At 39.7% G+C, this 23,964-nt stretch carries 17 protein-coding genes; 1 reads left to right on the top strand and 16 read right to left on the bottom strand.

Annotated features, from left to right (window positions below; genetic code table 11):
• Positions 1-6 precede the first annotated feature (6 nt).
• On the bottom strand, positions 7-5,685 hold the full coding sequence (locus PCY70_RS05745; protein WP_305768759.1) for a hypothetical protein: 5,679 nt from the start codon (positions 5,683-5,685) through the stop codon (positions 7-9).
• 170 nt (positions 5,686-5,855) lie between these two features.
• On the opposite strand from PCY70_RS05745, the gene PCY70_RS05740 reads away from it, so the two are divergent.
• Positions 5,856-6,512: a polysaccharide deacetylase family protein gene (locus PCY70_RS05740; RefSeq protein WP_010165734.1), complete on the top strand. Its 657-nt coding sequence runs from the start codon at positions 5,856-5,858 to the stop codon at positions 6,510-6,512.
• Positions 6,513-6,548: 36 nt separating this feature from the next.
• Here PCY70_RS05740 and PCY70_RS05735 read toward each other — a convergent pair whose 3' ends face one another.
• From PCY70_RS05735 to galE, 15 genes are all read right to left on the bottom strand, one after another.
• Positions 6,549-8,333 (bottom strand): FAD-dependent oxidoreductase, encoded by a 1,785-nt coding sequence (locus tag PCY70_RS05735; RefSeq protein ID WP_029487713.1) that lies wholly within the window; start codon positions 8,331-8,333, stop codon positions 6,549-6,551.
• Positions 8,334-8,363: 30 nt separating this feature from the next.
• On the bottom strand, positions 8,364-9,296 hold the full coding sequence (locus PCY70_RS05730; protein ID WP_305768758.1) for a BadF/BadG/BcrA/BcrD ATPase family protein: 933 nt from the start codon (positions 9,294-9,296) through the stop codon (positions 8,364-8,366).
• A gap of 28 nt (positions 9,297-9,324) precedes the next feature.
• Positions 9,325-10,620: a 6-phospho-beta-glucosidase gene (locus PCY70_RS05725; protein ID WP_010165737.1), complete on the bottom strand. Its 1,296-nt coding sequence runs from the start codon at positions 10,618-10,620 to the stop codon at positions 9,325-9,327.
• Between the two features lie 19 nt (positions 10,621-10,639).
• A complete protein-coding gene (locus tag PCY70_RS05720; RefSeq protein WP_305768757.1) occupies positions 10,640-12,478 on the bottom strand; it encodes an ABC transporter substrate-binding protein in 1,839 nt (612 codons plus the stop codon).
• A gap of 18 nt (positions 12,479-12,496) precedes the next feature.
• Positions 12,497-13,189, bottom strand: coding sequence for a PIG-L deacetylase family protein (locus tag PCY70_RS05715; protein WP_305768756.1), 693 nt, complete (start codon positions 13,187-13,189; stop codon positions 12,497-12,499).
• A complete protein-coding gene (locus tag PCY70_RS05710; RefSeq protein WP_305768755.1) occupies positions 13,186-14,184 on the bottom strand; it encodes a GNAT family N-acetyltransferase in 999 nt (332 codons plus the stop codon). Before PCY70_RS05710 ends, PCY70_RS05715 begins: the two co-directional genes overlap by 4 nt.
• Before the next feature lie 177 nt (positions 14,185-14,361).
• Positions 14,362-15,390, bottom strand: coding sequence for an ABC transporter ATP-binding protein (locus PCY70_RS05705; protein WP_305768754.1), 1,029 nt, complete (start codon positions 15,388-15,390; stop codon positions 14,362-14,364).
• Positions 15,381-16,388: an ABC transporter ATP-binding protein gene (locus PCY70_RS05700; RefSeq protein WP_029487716.1), complete on the bottom strand. Its 1,008-nt coding sequence runs from the start codon at positions 16,386-16,388 to the stop codon at positions 15,381-15,383. Before PCY70_RS05700 ends, PCY70_RS05705 begins: the two co-directional genes overlap by 10 nt.
• A 31-nt stretch (positions 16,389-16,419) precedes the next feature.
• A complete protein-coding gene (locus tag PCY70_RS05695) occupies positions 16,420-17,313 on the bottom strand; it encodes an ABC transporter permease (protein WP_305768753.1) in 894 nt (297 codons plus the stop codon).
• An 11-nt stretch (positions 17,314-17,324) separates the two neighbouring features.
• The gene (locus tag PCY70_RS05690; protein ID WP_305768752.1) at positions 17,325-18,299 is read right to left on the bottom strand and encodes an ABC transporter permease; all 975 of its coding nucleotides are present in this window, start codon (positions 18,297-18,299) and stop codon (positions 17,325-17,327) included.
• A 19-nt stretch (positions 18,300-18,318) separates the two neighbouring features.
• Positions 18,319-19,227: an N-acetylmuramic acid 6-phosphate etherase gene (gene murQ, locus PCY70_RS05685; protein WP_010165746.1), complete on the bottom strand. Its 909-nt coding sequence runs from the start codon at positions 19,225-19,227 to the stop codon at positions 18,319-18,321.
• The gene (locus PCY70_RS05680) at positions 19,217-20,209 is read right to left on the bottom strand and encodes an N-acetylglucosamine kinase (RefSeq protein WP_305768751.1); all 993 of its coding nucleotides are present in this window, start codon (positions 20,207-20,209) and stop codon (positions 19,217-19,219) included. Before PCY70_RS05680 ends, murQ begins: the two co-directional genes overlap by 11 nt.
• 167 nt (positions 20,210-20,376) lie before the next feature.
• Positions 20,377-21,393, bottom strand: a complete 1,017-nt coding sequence (locus PCY70_RS05675; protein WP_305768750.1) for an aldose epimerase family protein — start codon at positions 21,391-21,393, stop codon at positions 20,377-20,379.
• Between the two features lie 103 nt (positions 21,394-21,496).
• Complete coding sequence (locus PCY70_RS05670) at positions 21,497-22,960, bottom strand: UDP-glucose--hexose-1-phosphate uridylyltransferase (protein WP_305768749.1); 1,464 nt, start codon at positions 22,958-22,960, stop codon at positions 21,497-21,499.
• 3 nt (positions 22,961-22,963) lie between these two features.
• Positions 22,964-23,956, bottom strand: a complete 993-nt coding sequence (gene galE / locus PCY70_RS05665) for a UDP-glucose 4-epimerase GalE (protein ID WP_010165751.1) — start codon at positions 23,954-23,956, stop codon at positions 22,964-22,966.
• Positions 23,957-23,964 lie beyond the last annotated feature (8 nt).

The raw sequence follows: 23,964 nt of genomic DNA, 5'->3' as shown, positions 1-23,964 counted from the left end.
ATCTCATCAAATTCCTTCTATCTCTGCAAATCCCCCTATCTCCATTATCTCATCAAATTCCTCTATCTCCGCTATCGGTGCTATTGATGCTCTCTTTACTATTGTTGTTATATCGTTTATTGTGATTGCATATCTATCAGCCTCATCCGCTATTGTCACCGAACGTTGCATTGACGGTCTCGACGTTTCCTTCTCCACTTGCTTTGATATTGTTAAGTTGTAGTTAATCGATCCGTCATCTGCTATATTAGGTTCTGTATAATTCAGATTTTCTACAACAACATCACCATCTTCGTCCGCTATTATATCTGATATAAGACTTTTTATTTGTGCCACCAAAATCTCGCTTACGTCATTTACACCAGCATCTTCGGCTTCAAGAATTAACTCAAGCTCATCTTGCTTATGTTCAAAACGTTCCACTGCTGCCTCCACTGCTACTCTTGCATTGCTATCCCAGGTTGCTGGCTCGATTATTACACTCAACTCAGATATTTCGGCTCCATTTATTTTTGCTACAAAGGTGAATTTCCCTTCTTTCGAATTTCCCTTATAATCTTGATCTTCTGCAGCTTCGTAGCTCTCCTTAGTAATTTCTATCTCATCAGCTTCGATGTATCCTTCAATTAGACCCGTTACGTATTCTATTAAATTTTGCTCGGCATCTTTATCGTTCCCTGCTTTCGCTACTGTCGATGGAACTTGAAGCTCTTCGTTGCCAAATGCTTCTTTAATTATTTGTTCAACTCTTTCCAATGGCGACTCCGCACTCTCTTTGTTTATCTCGCCAGTTGGCGCAGTTTTTAGTTTCCGCTTAGTATTTTTTACCTCTTCCACAATTCCATTTTCAGTGGTCACTCCTCCAGCAAATGTTGCGTATGCATTATTTAATGTCGCCAACACGCTCGTATTATCTATGCCATTAGTTATGTTCGTCTCTCCGTTTGTTGAGCCCGCTGTCAGTTCGGTTGCTGTAATTCCTGGCTTATTCATCTTGCTAGCTGCCTCTAAAATTACCCAATTCATCAACTCGATATCACTCGATAACGCATAGTAGCGTCCAAATGGTACTTTCGAATTATCTGCATTTTTGAGCGCAATCGTTGCTGCTATTGTTTTGCGGATCTCTGCAATCCTAGTGTTTATCACGATTTTTGCCTCTGTCACTTCGTCTTTTTTACCATAGCCACCGTCGACTCCGTCTTCAATTATCTGAATAAATTTAGCGATCTGTTTTTCTAGTGTTGCCGCTGCCTCACTATAGTCTTCTTTTTTATTTGACATATATACTTCTCTTGCTTCGTCGTAGGCCTCTGAAATATACGCTATTGGTGTAATTTCTTCGTTATCAATTCTGATTTCTTCTACTGTTACCCATCTTATCGCACCTGCAACATCTGTTCCACTCAATGAGCTTTGTGCAATATTTTTTAATTGATACGCTTCGTTTAGCGCAGCCTCCAAAGCTGTTTTTGCCACTGTCATGTCGTCGGCATTTCCATTTTTGGCTTCTGCCTCGATCTCCTCTATCACTTTCATTAATTCATCTGCTTTAGAATCTAGCAATGCTGGCAACACCCTGCCTGTTCCCATCAAAACTTTAAACCCTTCCTGATCATATTCACCTTCTTTAAAACTACCATACGCGTTGCTCACTGTCATCTTTGCAGTATTGATCGCACTATCCAATTTTCTCTTCATATTTGTTGTGATCCATTGCTCTTCTGGTGCAACATCCATCCCATTAGTGCTCACAATATATTCGATCTCCTCAGCTTCGGCTGCTAAATTTTGAAGCTCCACCCTCTTGATTTCAAATGCTTCATTTGAGCCCTTGCCAGATTTGGTGGCAGATTTTACTATTACATCAGTGACATTTTGGAGCGTCGTCATTGCAGTCTCCAAACTTCTTGCTGTTGTCGCTGTAGTGAGCGCATTTTTGGCTTTCCATATTGCTTCGTTGTAGGTTTTATACACCAAAGTCGGTACAAAATTCATGGTCTCCGAAACTTCAATGCCAGTATTCGTGAGGCTGCGTCTAATCTCTGTAATTCCATTTGTGTTTTCTAGCTTCGCAAAGCCATCATCTGAAAAATCAGCGTAGTCGAATATGCCGTTCTCATCTTTTCCAATCAAGCTAAATGCTTCCGATACCGCAATATACAAATCTTCATAAGCGATAGATGCCGCATCAAACATTGTTTTTTCGTCTACTGCTGCCTCAAAAGTTTCTGCAGCTGCGTTCAGTGTATCTAAAGCTTCGTCTAATGCCGCTTTGGTGATATTTTTTGAACTGTTCACAACCCTCTGTGCCTGGCTTATGGCATCAACATAGTCCTCCACTGCTCCTGCATATATCCACTTGTTGCCCACGATCACATCCATTCCATTTTCTTTCGCAGTAACACGAACTCGCGATGCATCTCCATCGACCTCAACAATTTTGGCGTCTACTATCTCCACTTCAACTTTTTCATGAGTATACGCTTGACCCGCTGTTCCGTTGTATGCGGTATAAGTAGTCTCCAGAGGATTTGTACCCGGCATATACACCAAATCATTAACCGCCTCGACCGCTTTGGCGATTGTATTCTTTATCTGCACATCTGCAATTCCCGATTGACCATAATGTATTTTCGACGCCATATCTACTATAGTATGGTCATTAATATCTACCGCATAGAATGTTTCATAGGCACTTTTTAACTTATCCCTCTCTATTTCGAGATCGTTTATCGGCATTTTTACCAAATATATGTTCAAATTTACTGAATTTTCCAATATTTTTTCTGCAGTTAAAACGGCTGTTTCTATTTTATTGAAATCTGCCGCGGCAGCCCACAACTCCGTCAATGCTAGATCCATCCCTCCGTCATTGCTTATCTGAATATTTTCATATGCAACAACTGGCTCTCTATACTCTGCATTATGTCCTTCCGTACTTCCATCGTTTCTGTTGTTTCCATATTTGGAGTTGTCAATGTAAATTTGCATCTGTGCAACAACATCTTGGTAGGCTTCTTTGGTCCCATCTTGTAGAGTGGCTTCAAATGTTGTTGCAGCCGAATTCAATGCAGTGAGGGCAGCCTTCATCTTGGCCTCCGTTGCATAGCCAGATTCAAATTCTGCTTTTGCCTGAGTATATGCATTTGTGTATTCTGCCTTGGCAGCTGCAGTTGTCCATTTATTAGCAGCCTCGACATCTGCGCCATACAAATCGCTTATTGTAGTGTTAAGATCCGCTTCGGTTTTCTCCAGCTGAGTTCCCAACTTTCCTTTTGCCATAGCCAGAGCCGAAATTTCCTGAACTGTAGCCTTACCTATTTTAGGCTCAAACTTCATCGCTGCCTCGTTAGTTGCTATTTGGGCCACAATTGCTGTTTTCTCTACAGATTCTGTTAGATTGACATACGAAGACGCTATCGCTGCGGTCAATTTATCCATCACAGCTTTCGATACGTAAAAATTATATTCCGCAATATTCTCGCCATCCATATCGCTAACCTGAATGCGGGCATCGTTTTCATCCCAGAGCGCGCGGTTTGCCTCGATATAGCTATTGTATAATTTCACCTTTGCATTGTCGAGAGAGATATCCACCTTCTTATTCTGCTGCGCTTCAATCGCCTTCACAAGATCATGCAAATTCTCTTTATTCTTATCCTGTTCAAGCTCTGTAATTGCCTTCTCTGTGTTTGTTATTTCGTTTGTTGTTGCATATATAATATCGTCCATTAATTCTCGATTTAGGTATCGAGTTATCTTTTCTTGATTAATCAATACATCTGCTGGTTTTTCTGTAAAGACGCCGTTTGCCTCTGGAATTGCCGTACTGTCGACAATCGTATTTAACATCTCAAACGTCAACAAATCTAGCCCATCCACAACGTCGCTTTTTCGTGCCTCTGTAATTAAGCTTTTGGCTTCCTGGATTTTCGCATCTGCAATTTCGTCCACATTGGCTATTGTTTCAAAGCCAAATTTATCTGCTATTTTTATTAGCCCAGTTGCAGTCTCGAAATATCCGTTGCCATATTTTTCCACATATTTTAGTGGATACTTAATTTCTATATCATTGACATTTTTGATATTTGCTGTTTCATTTAATATATGCAACGATTTTTGGAGCGCAGTTTCTAAGGCAGAAAGCTTAGCTTCGCTAACCCACTGGTCTCCTTCTTCTCCCTCCGTATCTAAACCTGTTCCATCGGCAGAAACAAAATATCCATCTGCAACTTCAAGATTTTCTAATGTATACTTTTTTTCATCCTCTACAGTCTCCACATTTACCGCAAAATTTAGCCCCTCATAATCTTCTACACCTGCAACAACCTCTGTCGCTTCAGGCAAAGCTACAATCCCACTTACTTTGACCGCAAGGCTGCGTATCTCTTGATCATAGGCCATTCTTAAAACATCTGCGGCATTACTCGCTGTTGCATTAAACTCCGCCACCGCAGTTTTCAATCGCTTGCTTGCATTGTCAAAATATCCTGGCACCATTTCGTTTGCTGCCAAATGCTCGGGCACTGTATTGTTTGCCATAAATCGATCCACTTCCACTAGCGCTTCTTGCAACTCCGCAAAGGCAGCATAAGATACGTACTGATGAATACCTCCCCCTAACGGCTTTCCATTTCTATCGAGGATTCCGTTTTCTGATAGCTCAACTGCTACCGGCTTATAACTTACAACCGTTTTGTCCGCAACATTTTCGCCCGCAACATTTTCGCCCGCAGCATTTAGCCCCACAACGCTATTATATTTTAATTCATCCACATCCTTTTTAAATTTAGTATACGCACTGTCCAAGCCATCTATAAATTTCTCATAGGCCACATTTAAAGTTTTTAACCCCTCTACAAAGTCCTCTTCTTTGGCATATACCTTATTCTCAGATATTTGATAAGGCTGTGCAGCTCGATTTAGGCATACGTCTCCAACTTTTCCATTTTTATCCACACTTCTTGTGTTCGCCAAGATATTTGTAGCTTCTAGTGCAACAGGATTTATGCTTTCTATCAATTCTTCCGCGTCATCAAGTGTATTTTTCATTTCGATTATCGCACTTGCCTCGGCCTCTTCTTCAGCACCCGAATTCTTCTCTTTCACATTTTCCATATGCTTTGATATTTCCGTAACTTTTCTGATCAGATCTTCTGCTGCCACTTTATATGTATGCCCCGTACCCATTTCAAATTCTGCCTCCGCCAGAAACGTATCGTTTGCCGTTTTCAATCGCGCTACTGTCGCAGATATATCTGTCAATACATCCGGGTTTATTGACGATGCTCTACTCATTTCTGCGCCTCCAAACAACGACTGAACGGTCCCCTCTAATTTTTTATACGCACTATCTGGGGTTGCATCTATGTATTTTTGATTCGGCCTACCTGCTGGTGCGGAACCTATTGCAACATTACTGCCGTTAAATTCGATTCCTCCAACTTCAGAATGATTCACTTGCAAATATCGAAGCGACCTCATTAGTTCCTCATCTAATGCGTATAGCGATTGAAATTCCTCTACACTCACAACTCCATTTTCATCGAATGAATCTTGCGTGGGTAGATGCGAGATGTCGCTATCATCTATTGCCGCAAATGTAGCTGTTGTAATCGCCGCAGTTGCCGTTGTTATTATTGCCATAGCTAGTAATTTTTGATATTTCCTCATCATAGACATAATTTTCTCCTTTATAGTTTGCTGCAACATATTTTACATGTTATATATCGCCATTTTTGCACTAAATATTAATTATTGCCTAAAAATCCCTGTACTTACCATTTATTGCAGCGTGTCCTTGACGCAGTTTCTCGATATCACTATAATATTTTTCGAAAGGGGAGAATTTTATGTATCCAAATGGAGCCACCAAAGCTGTTACATTTAGCTATGACGACGGTGTGACACAAGACAAACGCCTGGTAGAAATTTTTAATCACTATGGTCTCAAAGCCACATTTAATATCAATTCGGGGTTGACAGATGATCCGAACCGATTAACGGCGACACAAGTTCGCGAGCTCTACACAAACCACGAAATTGCTTGCCATGGGCGTGCTCACCTACGGCTTCCAGACTTAACTCTTGCAGATGCGACCGAAGAAATAGTAGAAGATAAACGCAACCTCGAGGCCCTGCTCAAGCGAGATGTTCGCGGTATGGCATACTCATTTGGACAAGTCAACGATGCCGCAATTGCCATTATGAAAGATGCCGGAATAGTCTATGGACGAGCAGTTAAAAGCACTTTCGACTTTGCGCTTCCGACAAACTGGTATCGTTGGTTGCCTACTACACACCACAAAAACGACGAACTCTTCGACCTAATCGATCAATACAAAAAGCTCAACAGCAAAGACCTCAGTCTCTTTTATATATGGGGCCACAGCTACGAATTTGACAACTGCTGGGACCGCATCGAAAAGTGTGCCGAGCTTCTTAGCAATCGCGACGATATCTGGTATTGCACTAACATCGAGCTATACGATTATATTCACCAAATATAAATTAAACCTCCCAATATAATATAGGGAGGCGAATTTTTAGTAGATTCTCAAATCACAAATTCTTGCATATGGATCTCCATAATTTTCTAACACAGTAATTTTTATTTTATCTGCAATCACATCTACATGATGCTTATTGACACGCTGATAATTGCCCTCGACTTCTGTTGAAGCCACTTTTTCGTTACCTTGAAAATACTCGATTACATAGCTTTTTACCAACTGATAGGGCATTTCCTCTACTTGCCTATCTCTATGACTTTCTGCGATACTTGTTGCAACCGTTCTATTAAAGTCTGGGTCAAATCTCAATACCAGTTCCTTTATCGGCATAAGCTTTTCAAATTCCACTTCTACAAATTGCCCATCTTCTTCTAATTTCTCAGATACCCATGCATTTTCGTCATCATAGATTCGTCGCGCAAAGTCTGAGTTTATCATTTTGGGCTCACAATTTTTCTGATAAGAAGACGCAGTAATTTTGCATGGATTGTTTGAGATCAGATCATCTTTATCTTCCGTCTTGATAGAAGGTAAATACGCATCATCTTTTATGAGTAGTTGCTGGAGCTCCTTGATATGCTCATTCACTTGTCTTGGCAATATATCGTATTTCGTCGCAATAGCAGCTGCAGTTCCTATTGCTTGCCCAATTACAGAGCAAGTGCCTATAACGCGAGTTGAGCTCATGGCCATATGCGATACGCTAAAGCAACGACCGCCAGCATAGAGGTTTTCGATGTTTCTACTATACAAGCTTCGATATGGTATTGTATAGACATCTCTTACCGGATGCCAAATCGAGCCACCTTCATCGTTTTTGTGGGCCTTTTCCCAAACCTTTGCTCGGATTCCGCCAACAATATGATCATCCATCGACCATCCACCATAGGCAACGGCATCTGCAAATCTTTCATGAGCTTGAATATCATTTTGATTTAACACATAATCTCCAATGATTCTTCTTGACTCACGCTTACCTGGAACTGCTCCAAACCAGTCTAGCATGAGGTTTTCTGCTTCTGGATATTCTCCCGAGTTTTTAATATAGTCAAAAATTCCATACGCATATTTAATAAGCTCGTCGCGGACTTCTTCGGCATCTTCAGTAGTCGAAAAGTCATCGTCTCCGCCAACTTCACACCACCAGTATCCGTTACTCAATTCATGAACCTTTCTTTTTCCAATATATTCCTTAGTCATCTTATATGCCCATTCTGGACAAGTAAATTTTACAGGTTTGCCAAGATCTCGAGTTGTAAATAGCAAAGTACTGCCCATCGTATGCTTAGTTGCTACTTCTGGAGCCAGCGATTCGTTATATGTCGAACGCGCTTCGTGACCTATAGTATAATCTGCTCCCGCCGCATATGCCAAGTTCGCGTCTCCGGTTGTGTCGCAAAACAGTTTTGCTGCCAATACAAATTCCTTTTGAGTTGTAACTTGAAATGCTGTGATAGATTTAATTTTATTGTCCTCTACAACACACCCAGTCATGCTTGTATTCAAATACAAATCGATATTCGGTTCATTCTTTATAAACTCCCAATTTATATGGTCTAATATATTAAACGAATGCCCCACATTAAACTTTTTATTTTTTAGTAAGATTTCTAAGATAATTCCGCTTTCCATTGCGTGCTGAAAATTTCCAATTCTTCCGGCTCCATTGATACTAACCTTCACTTCGCTACTAGCGTTTCCACCCAAAACGGGTCTATTGTGTACCAATGCGGTTTTTACACCATTTCTTGCTGCACTTATCGCAGCGCATACGCCAGACATTCCTCCGCCAACTACTATAAAATCATACTCTCTCACAATAGCATCTCCTTATCAATTTATCACTTTTTATTTTATACTTCTACACGCAATAATTGCCGCTCCATACGAAGCATCTTTCTCGAGCGTTTTAATATTTGTTAATGTGTGTCTTTGCTTCAGTTTATTAGAGAATTTCAAATTTATTGCTTGATTCTTTACAATTACGCTTCCATCTATAACTACATCTACTGGCTTTTTCAAAAACGATAGCTTCTTCATTGCGCTTTCCACACTAATATATAAACTATTTACTACATCGTCAACTATCATAATCGCAATAGGGTCATCGAGATCATATGCAACCTCTATCAGCTTTGCCAAATCCGCTATATGCTGTTTTGATATATTGGGCTTATAAATTTCATCTACAATATCTCTTTCGTTGTCTACCTTAAAATATTCTAATACCAATTTGGTTAAAACTGTCGCCATATCTCTTCCATCGTATGCTTTCATTACTGCATTCAATATTTTAATTGCAATATAATATGCGCTACCCTCGTCGTCAAATATGTGTCCCCAGCCACCAATTCTACAACTTTTGCCTGTACTACTTACCCCATAGCATATCGAGCCTGTTCCAGCAATCAAGAGAATACCTTCTTTTCCTCCAGTTCCTGCCATTAATGCCGTCTCCGCATCATTGGTTACGATCAGTTTTCCGTCATATCCTATATCATTTTTCATAATCTTTGCAATAGCATCTTGTACAGAATGCCACGAGCCACTTGCAATTCCCATACACACCGCTCTACAATCTGATAATTTGTATCCTCTATCCAACACTCCCTCTTTTATTACTTGCACCAGCGATTCGCTTGCAACATCCACTCCACTCGCTAATACATTACTAGGCCCTGCCACCGCTTCTTCTATTACATTAATTACGCCATTATTAAATGTGCACATCGTCAGCTTCGTTTTTGTTCCACCGCCATCTATGCCTATTACATACTCCATATCTTACTTCCCTCCATACAAATTTGTATTATTTAGTAAATCTTGGTAAATATTTTTTATGCGCTTCAAACATTTCATCGAGAATTTTGATTGCATATTTCTGTGAGCTAACCAACGGATTTATCATCATTGCCAAAAGCGCTTTATTATATTCTCCTGTTATTGCCGCTTCGCAGGTTGCAACTTCAAATGACTTGATCTGATTTAGTAGACCCTTTACGCATTTTGGCATTTTGCCTACTGCAACTGGCACCGGCCCATTGCTTGTAATCATCGCACTAATCTCTACCACCTCATCATACTCAAACTCCGCCATTACTCCTCTATTTAGAGTGTTTACAATCTGAAGATCGCCTTTGTCATTATATATCGAACTAATTAAATTACAAGCCGCATCGCTGTAATATGCGCCACCACGTTGCTCTAACTGTTTTGGCTTTTCTGCAAGATCTATATCAGTGTATAGCTCAAATAATTCTGTTTCTAAACGCTTTACATTTTCGGCGCGTGTTCCGTGATTTTTAAATTTGTCCACTGCTTCTTCGAGAGATTCTTTTGCCATATAATAATATCGATGATACGGCGAAGGCAATACGCCAAGTTCTCGGACAAAAGCGTTCGACCACTCAGTTCCCGAAATGTTGTTCATGCTATGCGTACCCCACTTGCTAATTACATATTCGGTAACATCTTTGCCATCGCACACAACTTTTGTAACGTAGCTCATGTGATTTAGTCCGCCCATAAAAATTCTTACATCAGACTTTGGACGATCCAAAATTTTTGCAATTGCAGTGTGCATATCAAACGGCACATTACAAAGCCCGATCACCTTATTTATATTGCTATACCTATTTACAGCTTCTGTTATTATTCCAGCTGGATTTGTAAAATTGATTAACCACGCATCTGGAGACAGCTCTTCTATATCTTTGCAAATATCTAATATTACAGGAATAGTTCGAAAGGCCTTAAACATTCCTCCGGCTCCGTTTGTTTCTTGGCCAAACAATCCATAACTAAGCGGAATTCGTTCATCCTTAATTCGCGCATCTAATAGCCCTACTCGCATCTGAGTTGTTACAAAGGTGGCATTTTTGAGGGCCTCTCGTCTATCTAATGTTAGATTTACTGCAATGGGTAGTCCCGACTTTTCTACCATTCGCTTTGCCAGGTTTCCAACAATATCCAATTTCTCTTTGCCCTCTTCGCAATCTACTAGCCAAATCTCATCCACTGGCAGCTCTTGGTATCTCCTGATAAATCCTTCGATTAGCTCTGGGGTATAACTTGATCCCCCTCCTATTGTAACTATTTTTAACATATCGTATTCCCCCTTCGGCTTATTCTACAAAAAATATTTCTCCACCACGAAGCATTTTGGCAATCATTAAATTTAATGGGCCAAAGTAATAAAAGCTTTTTTGCACTTCATTTGGAACAGCTTCTGGCAAACTTAATGTTACGTCATACACTCGCAACGGCGCCGCTTTTTCTACCAATGGCATAAACAAACACAGCTCATTGTTCAACTGCATGAATTCATGCGTTATTGCTTGAGTTTCTTCTGGAGTCATTGCGGCAAAAAGCTCTTTTAGCATCTTCGTAACATTGTATTCTTTTTCTGTAGTAGGCGAAAATATTATACGATCCTCACCTTTAGGCACTTCCGGAAGCCCTATTCTAGGTGAGTTCAAAATATTACTAAACGCTTCCCACGGATGTGCATACGTTCCGGCACCTCCCAAAAATACGCCTCCAATGGTGTGATTTGGTCCGTTTAAATATGTCCAAACTGTACCGCTCTCCATTGGCGCATACTTAATTTTAAAGCCAAACTCTGACAACATCGTAGACATTGCTTCTGCAGTAAGCATAAAAGTTGGCCACGAGTTGATTGTTGCGATTTCTATCTCCACATGCTCGCCTTTTTCGTTTATCCATTTGCCCTTATCATCGCGACTCCAGCCGATTGACGTTAGCATTGCCTCTGCCGCTGCTGGATTGTATGAATAATCGGTTAGCGTGCTTAAAAATTGGGGATCTGCATATGTTTCAATCATGCTTGGAGTTAGCCCTGTGTTGTACTGATCACTCAAAAAGCTTCCGGGCTCTGAAATTTGAATTAGGATATCTCTATTTGTTGCCATAGATATTGCTTTTCGTACTTCTGGAATATTCACAGGATATTTGGCCTCATTAAAGACGTAGCCAATTTGCGAAATCTCTGGTACATAAATTTTACGCAAAGTATCTCTAAATCGTTTATCCACTTGCCTCGACATATCTGGCGACAATCCTCCATTTTCGATAGTATACTGCCCTTCTAATATGGAGGTCGCAAATGCCTCTGCGCTTCCTGGACGCAGTCCTCGTATTTTGTCTATGGCAACGTCAACTCTGTAATGCGGATTCTCTTCAAATATCACCTCCGCCGTTGTCGCATTAGTCATGATATATGGCCCAGAAGCAATTACATCTCGAATGTTTGGCTTATATGCCAGCATCTTGTTATTTGCATCTGCAAGCAACGCGGCGCCCTCTGCCGTAAATTTGTAGTTTCCAGTTTCTGGATTTAACTCACGATAATTGAGTGCAATATCCTTATACGCTTCTGCATATTCTCCATAGACCGATGCTGGGGACATAATTGGCAAGGCAAAAGTAATATTAAGGAGCAAGGGGCTTTCAGTTACATAATCTACTTCTATAGTTCTATCATCAATTTTCTTTAGCTCCGTTGCGTAAGTCCAAAATGCGCTTCTGCCAACATTCAAATAATAGTTTGTCATCACGTCAGCCGCGGTAAGTGGAGATCCGTCACTCCATTTTAGATCTTCCTTTAATGTCATCGTCAAATGAGTCCCATCCAATTTGAAGCTCTCCAGCAAACTCGTTTTGAACATTCTCTCTGGAAATGGCGAAAATTCACAAAGATAATCATAGACTAATGGCTGAATCGACCAATTTATTCCTGCAGCATCATATGGGTTTCCATTAAAAGCTGGTGGGGGCTGAATATCTATCAATGTTGTTAACACTTTTTCCTTATCAATTGCGCCTGTTGATTCCAACTTAAACTGTGTATTTTCTAATACAACTACATCGTCTCTGTCGTCACTCGCAGCGCATCCTGATAAAATCATCATCATACTTATCAATAATGCTTTCACTTTTTTCATTTAATATCCTCCAGTTGTTTATAACTCATTGCGAATAATTCGTTTTTCTCGCTCTTGTATATTAAATGCTTCTGCGTATTTCTTTCTGGCATCAATTCCGCGAATGCGCTTCAGGTTAGAGTAATATTCTTTATATGGATATGACGGCGAATGAAGTGCAAACCAGTGGTGGTTTATTGCTTTTTCCCACAATTGATAGCCCTCTTCTGTCACTTCCACATATACATACGGCTTAAAATCGGTTGGGTCTTCCCAATTCTCTGCATAGTATGGTCCTGCCGCCCAATGTGGGGGCAACGCTCTTTCTATGGATGCTAACCCGGCATAAAACTGCGCCGCGTTTACAATTTGATGAGTTAGAGAATGATCTTTGTGCATACTATTTTTCCAATGCGTAATTAATACGTTGGGCTTATATTTACGAATCGTATCACACAGTTCCCAGCGCACTTCTTCATTATCTGGCAACTCGCCGTCGGTATATTTAAATATTACAGCTTCTCCACCCAACTCTTTTGCAAACTGATTTGCCTCTTCTATTTTTTGAGTTCTATATTCTGATACTGTTTTATCTGGCGGATTTCCTCTTTCTCCACCAGTTAAAGCCACCGTTACAATTTTGTCTCCTCTTACAGCCGCGCTAGCAAGTACGCCGCCTGCAGTTAATTCCATATCACCAACATGTCCGCCAATAGCCATTATAGTTCTCATCGCATTTCCCTCTCTCGCATCTCTTTGCGCATTACTTGCCAATTTTTTACAATTTTGAATTCGACCGATTCATAAATGTTTCTAGCAGGATTGTTATCGCCCGTAAACAATGACATAAACGTTGCACCTTCATCTTTTAGGCTTTTACACAACGAGCTAAACAAAACTTTTCCTGCGCCCATTTTTCTATAATCCGAATGAATGCCGATGCCAATAAAAAATCCTCTTCCACTCATTTGAACTCTCAAAGGCCCTGCAAAGCCACAAACTTTATCTCCGTCCAAAATTACCAATACCGGATCGATCGCATTCATTATGCCTTCTCGCCACAATTCATTTTTGAGATTATCAAAGAGTTCTTTGATTCCTTTATGTCGCTGCAGGTCTAGATACCCTATAGTAATTCCACGTTCATTTAGATCTTGAATGTTTTGTACAACCTCTGGAGAATATTCAAAATCTACCAAACTTTTAAGATATGTGTTTTGACAAATAACATCTCGATATCTCAAATTTTTAAAGAAAATATAAGCTTCCGTTGATACATCCACACCTTGTGTATTGGGATGGTCATACGCGGCATATCCCGGAATATTCCAATCCAAATTAATTGGGTTAAAGAAGCTGATTTCAAAGCGCTTAATTCCCTCTTCTACTTCGGCGGCTTCCAAATGCTCAACCATTGCCCTTCCGATCCCGGCGCGGCGATACTCTGGGTCCACCGCCACAAACGTTACGAAGCCTATCTCGTTTGCAACAATTCCATTTACAAATCCAATGCACTTTTCTTGATCCATTACTACATAGTTATATTTTTTATATTGGGTTTCATCTACAAAATGTTCTTCAAAATCTGTTGTTGATAATATTTTATAAACCAATTTATCTTCCTTGATTATGTTATTATATAATTTAACTACTTTTTCCAAATTTTCATTAGTTAACTCTTCTATAATATATTCAAATTTTCCTATGTTCTTATTTCTCAATTTCATTTTATTCCTCCGTTTTATCAAGCAATCTTCTAAACCATCTTAAAAAAAGAAATCCTGCGACTATTACAACTAAATTTATTACAATAATAATACAATAGACTACAAAAGCCTCTTTATTTTCTAACATAATCACTACCCCAAATGCAGCAAATACGATAATTATAATCGCAAGGCTAATCAATCCATAAATGAGCTTTTCGATCTGGCTCTTAATATTTCTTTGGTGTGGTGGCATTTTACTTTTCCCTTCTCTTTTAGATCCTCTTCGCTATATTCTAGCAACCGCGGTTCCTCCATTTCACATAATTTATCTGCATTTGGGCACCTAGGGTTAAATTTACAGCCAGTTGGCAAATTCAACAAGCTTGGCATATCTAGCGACTTTAGTGGTAAACTATCCGCAAAATTTGAACGCCTATCAGGATCCGCTTCTGGCACTGCGCTAACCAAGGCATATGTGTATGGATGCTTTGGATTTTCTATTGTTTCCTGAATTTGACCTATTTCCACCTGTCTTCCCAAATACATAACTACGATACGCCCATGTGATGCGATATATCTGGCGGTGCCCAAGTCGTGCGTTATATATATAAATGAGATTTTATATTTTTGGTTCATTCTCGTCATTAGATCTAGAAGCGAAATTCTAAGTGACACATCTACCATAGAGACCGGCTCATCTGCAACTATCAGCTTGGGCTTCATTGATAATGCCCTTGCAAGCAATATTCTCTGTCGCTGCCCACCACTAAGTTGATGCGGATATTTTTCCAAAAATTGTTCTGGGGGAGTTAACCCCACTTCAACTAAATACTCCATCAGCATCTGCGCGGCATCTTTACTGCCCTTCACAATCTTATGTTCGTATAGCGGAATCGAAAGCGACTGAAAAATTGTTTTGTTGGGATTTAATGCCGCAAACGAATCTTGATGGACCATCTGAACTCCCAGTCTATAGTCCTTATAATTTGCACCAGTTAATTTTGTTACGTCTTTACCCTTATATAAAACTTGTCCGCTAGTTGGTTTATGAACCCCTACAATCACTTTGCCTAACGTTGTCTTTCCGCTTCCGCTTTCTCCTATTACTGCAATGATTTCGCCTTCGTCTATCGTGAGATTTGCATCTACCACTGCCCCAATAACATTTTCTTTTTTGCCACTCGGGAAAATCATATTGACATTTTTCAGTTCCATTAATGACATAGCGTATTTACCTCTTCCCATTTATAGCATCTCGATATTTGCCCCGTGGGTGTCTCATACATAAAATCTGTCAGCTCCTTATTTCCACCGCATCCATCTTCTAAATACACTGGGCAACGTGGAGCAAACCTGCAGATGTTCGGCAACTTTAACATATTGGGCGGATATCCTGGTATTGCTCGCCGTTTGCTTATATCATCTTTTAGCGAGGGGATTGCGTGCATCAGTCCATAGGTATACGGATGTTTTGGTACCTTAAATACGTCTTCTACTTTCCCATATTCTACCAATTGCCCAGCATACATAACAGCAATTCGATCTACAATGGACCCAATGATAGATACGTCATGCGTCAAAAAGATCATTGTAATTTCTCGTTCGTGATGAATCTTTTTTAGAATATCGATGATATACCACTGAGTTATAACATCCAAGGCAGTGGTCGGCTCATCCAATATTATAATGTCTGGCTCCAGTAGCAAACTCAAAGCAATAATCGTTCGTTGCTTCATCCCACCGCTAAGTTGATGCGGATAGCTATCCAATACGCGTTCTTCCAAACGAACTTGCGCTAAGATCGTTTTGGCTTTTGCCACAATCTCTCGCTCTTCTATCTTTGGATTGTGAGCCCAAGCTGTTTCTAAAAAATGTTCTCGAACTAACAAAGAGGGGTTAAGCACATTTTGCGCCGCTTGAAACACCGTTGCAATTTTACTCCATCTAAACTTTTGATAACCTTTCGCTCCTAATTGCAGCAGATCGACTACTTCACCATCTGGAGCATGATATAAAATTTTGCCATCTGCTATTTTTCCTGGAGGCTTAATAGTTTGGAGTATGCCTGCGGCCATAGTCGACTTACCACTGCCGCTTTCTCCGATTATGCCTACAATGTCGCCCTTATAAATATTTATGGTAACGCCATCGCAAGCACGCAACAAACCACTGGGCGTTTTAAAATCAATACATAAATTTGTAATTTCTAAGATTGGTTCCATCTCATTTCCTCTTCATTAAATTTTTCTTAAATCAATTTCTCAATCTTGGATTTAACGCGTCATCTAGCCCCGTTGCAAACATATACGCCCCAAACTGAAATATCACTATACTGATAACCGGAGACAAAAAATAGATCATTGAACTCGACCCAAGAAGCGCACCTGTTTGAGATAGCGAAATCTGTATCATCATTCCCCAATGGTTTCCCTGAAACGGCACTAACCCCAAATACATAAGCCCCACACTTGCCAATATGGCGCCCTTCATAATTACGATAAAGTTTACCGCTATATACGATACTATGTTTGGCATTATGTCATTCGTTATGATTGTCCATTTGCTTAGGCCCATTATTTGACTTGCCTCTATAAAATCCTTATGCTTAATTAGCAACACCTGAGACCGAATTGCTTTTGCCAAACCTGCCCACGACCACAAGCTCAATACCAATCCAAACGTTAATTGATTTTGTATTTCTATTACCATCGACAAAATCATTGTTACCGGAAAACTGGGTATTGTTAACACTATGCTAGTAATCATCATCAAAAACGCATCTATTTTTCCGCCTAGCAACCCCGACAAAATTCCTATCGTACAAGCAAAGAATAGCGAAAACATTGCCGCATATGCAGCAACTAGCAAAACATCTCTCGCCCCCAAAATCAGCTGCTTTAGCGTATCTTTCCCTGCGAAGTCTGTACCCAACCAATGTTGCCACGACGGTGCTTGCAGTCGATTTAGATAATCAGATTTAGGTGGTGACAAAAAGATTGGTCCACATATCGCTATAAGCAAAAACGCAGTTAAAATGATCAGTCCAATTCGCGACATCTTATTATTCCACATAATTCTAATGAAACTTTTAAAGCCATTTTCACGATGAAAATTCACTTGCCGAGCATTATCCAAATTCTCTTCCATAAATTATCTCCTTATTGCCCTCTTAACCTTGGATTTAAAATCGTATACAAAAATTCTGCAAGCAAACTAGAAACCACAACCATAACAATGATAACCAAAAACATTCCTTGCATTAGCGGAAAATCGCGCCTGCTGATCGCCACACTCAAATAAAATCCAACACCCGGATACAGAAACAAATTTTCGATTAAAGGAGATCCACCAAACATCAACCCGAATGATACGGCAAGACTTGTTACCATAGGCAAGATTGCGTTTCTCCCTAAATAATGAATGAGTATTCGCCTTTTGGGCAGCCCCCGAACTTCTGCATATGTGATATAGTCTTCACCTAATATCATCAACGCGTTTGCTTTCATAGCAACAATCCAGGTAGATACTGTTGTTACAAAATAGGCAAGCACTGGCAATACTGCATGTTGAAGAATATCCAAAATAAACGGTGCGTTAAAACCAACTACAACGTCTGAGCTGTATGCTCCTTTAGATGGCAGCCACCCGAGCGAGACTGCAAAGATAAATACTAAAATATATGCCACGATATAGTCTGGAATTGAACCAAAAATTGATTGATATACGGTTACTACCACATTCAAAGTCTTTTTGCGCTTCCAAGCGATATATATGCCTAGCAATATTCCGATTGTAAATGAAAATAGAAGTGATATACTTAATATTAACATAGTCCACGGCAATGCTCCTGCAACGATTTCGGTGACAGGCTTTTTATATGCCATCGAAATTCCCAAATTTCCCGTAAAAATTCCAACAATATAATCTATAAATCTTTCCCATATGGGCTCAGATGGATCATAATTTAATTGAGCAATAGCCCTTTCATATGCTAAATCATATGGAAGCGCTTCTGTTCGAACCATTTCTTGTGCAAGAATATCTACCGGATCTCCAGGCATAAACTGAATCACAATGAACACAATAATCAACGATATCATCATTGTAAAAAGAGCCAATCCTATTTTTTTCATATAGATCTCTCCCATTCATCTACTCTTCTATCGCAGACCGCACATATCCTCCAGAATTTTCCAATAACTCTACAGCTTTATCTCTATCACAGCTTAACATAATCATTACGATAGCAATCTTAACATGAAAGTTACATTGGCTTAGCGTGGACATCGCGATGCTCTGCTCGCAACCTGTTGTTTGCATCACCAGCCTCACTGCCCTATCTAATAATTTTTCGTTACTTGGCTTCATATCCACCATATAATTTTTATACACTTTTCCCAGTTTAATCATGCTTCCCGTTGTTAACATATTCAGTACCAGCTTTTGCGACGTTCCAGATTTCATTCTTGTGGAACCTTGAACTACTTCTGGGCCAACATCTGGTGCAATAGTAATTTTTGTTACCGAATGTAACTCCGAATTCGCATTGTTGCATACACCAACTGTTACGCATCCTAATTTGTTTGCAGCAGAAATTGCACCCAATACGTATTTTGTGCGCCCACTTGCAGTAATGCCTACAACTACATCCTTTTCGGTAATGGCCAGTTTTTCAACTATATTAACTCCATCGATAAAGCTATCTTCGGCGCCTTCTACAGGATTTCTCAATGCGGCGTCTCCTCCAGCTATATAACCCTGAACCATTTCTGGATCGGTACCAAAAGTTGGCGTACATTCCGACGCATCCAACACGCCTAACCTTCCGCTGGTGCCCGCACCAAAATAAAATAACCTGCCACCTTTTTTAAACGCATCTGTAATATACTCAACTGCTGTCGCAATCTTATCGGCTTCTTTTCCTACAGCTTGCGCCACCAACCTATCTTGCGCATTAATCAGCTTCACTAGTTCTAGTGTTGAGACAGAATCGATATTTATCGTATCTTGATTGTTAGCTTCTGTTGTTAGCCCAGCCAAATTTAATTGTTTAATTTCCATAAATGCGCTCCATTTCTCTAATAATATTATCCCTTATGTGTTTGTTTAACGATTTTCCGCATTGCTCTTCTAGGGCCCACAAAATCGCTCCTATTCCGGGTGGTACAACTAAAGTTATATATTCGATTTTTATATTGGTTAATTTAGTTACATATTTCTTAAATGTGTCTCTTAGGACATCTGACTTTGGTCTAACCCACACAGACCCGGCCAAAATCACCTTTGCTCGATCTTCAAACTTCAATTTGCCAATGCATCCAGCTACCGAACAAGCAAGCTCATAAGCTATGTGATCTATCGCTTTTACCGCAACAGCATCTCCCGCTTCTGCATACTCAAACATCAACTGAATAAACGGCAAGTGCACTATCGGCCTCTTATATAAATCTGAAATAGCATCTAGAAGCTCCAGCTTTTCATCACTACATTGCAGTAACTTAAGCACCCGTTGCGTAAACTCCGTCTTTTGTCCGCATCTAAACACACTGCTATATGCGCATCGTATTGCCAGACGTGTAATAAATGCTCCTCCTGCGTCATCTCCTACAATGTCTCCAATGCCTCCTACTTGTAGTCTATTTCCTTGCGAATCAATTCCTACAGTTACCGTACCAGTTCCGTTAATAGAACAAACTCCTGTTCCATCATCGCTAGCGGCCTTTATTCCCAAAAAACCATCGTTATCAACAATTATTTTATTTATATTTAGCCTAGATAATTTTTCTTGAAGTGCCTCACGCTGACTTTTGGTATCAACTCCCGCCAATCCAAAAACTCCCACTTCTACTTCGCTATAATCCACACTAGATTGCTTAAGCAGGCGGTCTATATGCTCTCGTATAACTCTAAACGAACCATTAAAGCTATCAGCAAGTCTTTCGTGAGAACACGTGCCAGCTCTAATATGTGATACCAACTTTCCATCATTGGTGAACAAAAAATAATCCGTTTTGGTGTTTCCACCGTCTACCCCTAATACCACGTTGAGACCTCCTTTATAATTTATATATATATTGTGTTATGATATGGAAATGTGGCTTTCTTTATACAAAATTTAGGAAAAAATTATAAAAATTTTCCATAAAACGCAAAAAAAGCCCCAGTATTGCTAGTAATCTACTAGAATCTTGGGACTATTGATTATTGATATTAGATATTGCTAAATCTATATATAGTTGTGTGATTATACTCTTGGTCGCTCTTTAGGATGCTATCACATTTGTTGCAGTCATCTCTTCCGATTGGTAACTGCTGAGCTTCGAAACAAATACCATCGCGGGCTTCAAACGAATTGCCGCCTATTAGCTTTTTGTGATTTGGAAAATTAGACGTATAAATAACTACCGCATCATAGGTGGTATCCATTGTCATCTTTCTGCCACTTTCTTGACATGTCATAACAACGCAATCTTTTTTGAGACCCTCTCCCTTTTCCAATATAAATGGATGATCGTATCCCGAAGCTAAAGCCAACGCTGGATCATCTATATCTTTTCCGATTTTTTTGGGTGTTCTAAAATCAAATGCTGCCACCTCATTTACATCTATCAAATTTCCCGTTGGAATCAAAAACTCATCGCCTTCTGCAACCAACTTGGACTTTAGCGTCAGTTCATGATTTAACACGTCTGTCTTTGCATCGCCAGATAAATTAAAATAGCTATGATTTGTAAGATTTAATAAAGTTTTTTTATCGGTTTGTCCGGTATACGTAATAGACAGTGAATTGTCTTCTGCCAATGTATAAATGACGCTAACATGAACTTCTCCCGGAAAGCCTTCTTCTCCATCTGGACTTACCAAACTCAATGTTACACTGTTGTTTTCTAGGTTTTCGATTGCCCAAATCTTTTTATCAAATCCGTAAATTCCTCCATGCAAACAGTTTCCATTATTATTTTCAGGCAATTTATATGTTATTCCATCTAGCACAAAATTTGCCCCACCAATTCTCCCACTGGTTCTGCCAATCAATGTTCCAAGATATCCTTGATTTTTTCCATATTCTTGGTAATCTTCATATCCTAGAACAACGTTTTCCAGTTTTCCATTTTTATCTGGCACCATAATTTTGGTTATAATTCCACCTAAGTTCAATATTTCTACACTCATATTGTTTTCATTAGTTAAGGTAATCACTTCAACCTCTTTATCATTTATCTTCATAGATATTCTCCTTATTTTTAATATTATTACCTCCATAAGTGCTTTTCAATTGCTAGTGTGGCAAATACTTTTGTAACCATTTTCATTTTATGCTTTTGCTTATTTATTGATTTATTGATTCTGCAAATTTTTTGAATGCATTTATACCTGAATCTGTCAATTTAAACACGCCTGCGTCTTCTAATACTCGGCTAAATTTATCTCCTAGTGCTTTTATCACATATGCTTCTAGATCGGCATTGGCAGAGTATTGAACTTTTAGTTCTGTTGCCCATCCTTTGTGATATTCTGCGACTTCGGCAGCTTCTCCGGCAATATACGACTTTACTGCATCGAGCTCTTCTAGCAATCGACCCGGCAATACCGCAAGCCCCATCACTTCTATTAAGCCAATGTTTTCTTTTTTAATATGATGAACATCTTGATGCGGATGAAAAATTCCATCTGGAAACTCTGCAGTTTGCCTATTGTTACGCAACACCAGGTCCATTTCATAATTTTCTCCACGTCTGCGACAAATCGGGGTTATTGTGTTATGTGGTATATCTTCAGAATGCGAAAGTATGTCTTGAGTTGGGTCACTATATCCTCGCCATTTATTTAAAATTCTTGCGCACACTTTTACTAGCGTCGCCTTGTTTTTGCTTTGCAATCTAATGGTTGAAAGCGGCCAGTTTATTGCTTGTGCGGTCATGTCAGCTTCTGCTATTTCAATATCAAACAGCTTGCTAGCGTTAGTCATCGGAAACACAAAATTTCCGCCTTGATAGTGTTCGTGTGATAATATTGACCCACCCACAATTGGCAAATCCGCATTAGATCCTATAAAATAGTGTGGAAGCTCTGTCGTAAAATCTAGAAGTGTCTTGAATGTCTCTTCGTTAATTTGCATCGGAATGTGGCTTGTAGATAAGACAATGCAATGTTCATTATAATATAAATATGGTGAGTATTGCATACACCATTCTCTGTTATTTAAGTTCATCCTTATCATTCTATGGTTTGCACGATCTGGGTGATTTATACGTCCTTCGTACCCTTCGTTTTCCGCACATAGCAAGCATTTAGGATATGATGAACTAGGAGCCAGCTTCTCCAATGCTATTTGTTTTGGATCTTTTTCTGGCTTTGACAGATTTATCGTTAAAACTAAATCTCCATATTTGGAACTGGCGCTGTATATTTTATTCTTCGCGATTCTATCAACTTTTATATAGTTACAACTTTTACTTTGATTGTAGAACCAATCTGTCGCTATCTTGCGATCTGTTGCATATAGATTCCAAAATTTGGCGTTAACCACAGAAGGCTTGTCGAGAAATACGTTCATCACTACAGAAGCAAAGATGTCCCTCGCTGCAGCGTTGTCTTCTATTATTTTCGCAGCAACGGCTTCGTCACAAATTGCATCAAGTGTTTCGTATAAATTTAATATACATACTTCCTCTACAGCATCTGGCTCGTCTTTTTTTAGAATAGCTAACAGTCTATTTCTCACGTACATTATATCATCTGTTGTGATAAGTCCATTTTCTAAACTTATCGCAATTAGTCTCTCTATTAACATATTTTACTCCTTTTCATATCCATTTGGATGCGCCTTATGCCATGCCCACGCGGTTGATATAATTTCTTTTACATTTGTAGTTTTTGGTTCCCAGCCCAAGATTTCTTTTGCTTTGGCCGATGATGCGATCAACGATGCTGGATCTCCCGCTCGTCTTTCGCCATAGACCAATGGAATTGGATGCCCCGTTACTTCTCTTGCGGCTTCTATCATTTCGTTTACAGAGTATCCCGTGCTACTGCCCAAATTGAAGATATTGTTTTCGCCACCAGCCATCAAATATTTCATTGCCAAAATATGGGCTGCAATCAAGTCTGTGATATAAATATAGTCTCGCACGCATGTGCCATCTGCAGTATCATAATCATCTCCAAATATCGTGATATACTCCCTTTGGTTGCGTGGCACTTGCAATATGATTGGTATTAGATGCGTTTCTGGATTGTGCGCCTCACCTATTCCACCTTCGGCATCTGCGCCTGCAACATTAAAATATCTCAAGCAAACGTAATTTAGATCGTGCGCTACGCTAGTCCACTTAAGCATTTTTTCTATTGCCAACTTGGTCTCGCCATAAGTGTTCGTTGGGGCTGTTGGCGTCTCTTCTGTAATTGGCATTATCTTAACATCGCCATATGTCGCTGCCGTTGAGCTAAATACAATATATTTTACACCAAATTTTATCATAGCAGACAATAGACTCTCGGCACCACCCACGTTATTGCTATAATACTTAAGCGGCTTTTCCATCGACTCTCCTACTAGTGAGTTTGCGGCAAAGTGCATCACCCCATCAACTTGTTCCTTTTCGAAGACTTCCTCTAGCGCTGCTGTATCTCGTATATCTACCTGATAAAAGGGTACTCCTTCTGGCACTGATGCTCTAAATCCTGTTTGCAAGCTATCAACAACTGCGACATCAAAACCTTCTCTCAATAAATTTCGCACTGCATGAGAACCAATGTATCCAGCTCCACCTACTACTAAAATTTTCATAAACTCCT

Origin of the sequence: Candidatus Epulonipiscium viviparus (assembly GCF_030708075.1) — a bacterium.
Classification (GTDB): Bacteria; Bacillota; Clostridia; order Lachnospirales; family Cellulosilyticaceae; genus Epulonipiscioides; species Epulonipiscioides viviparus.
This window is presented reverse-complemented; position numbering and strand designations above follow the sequence as displayed.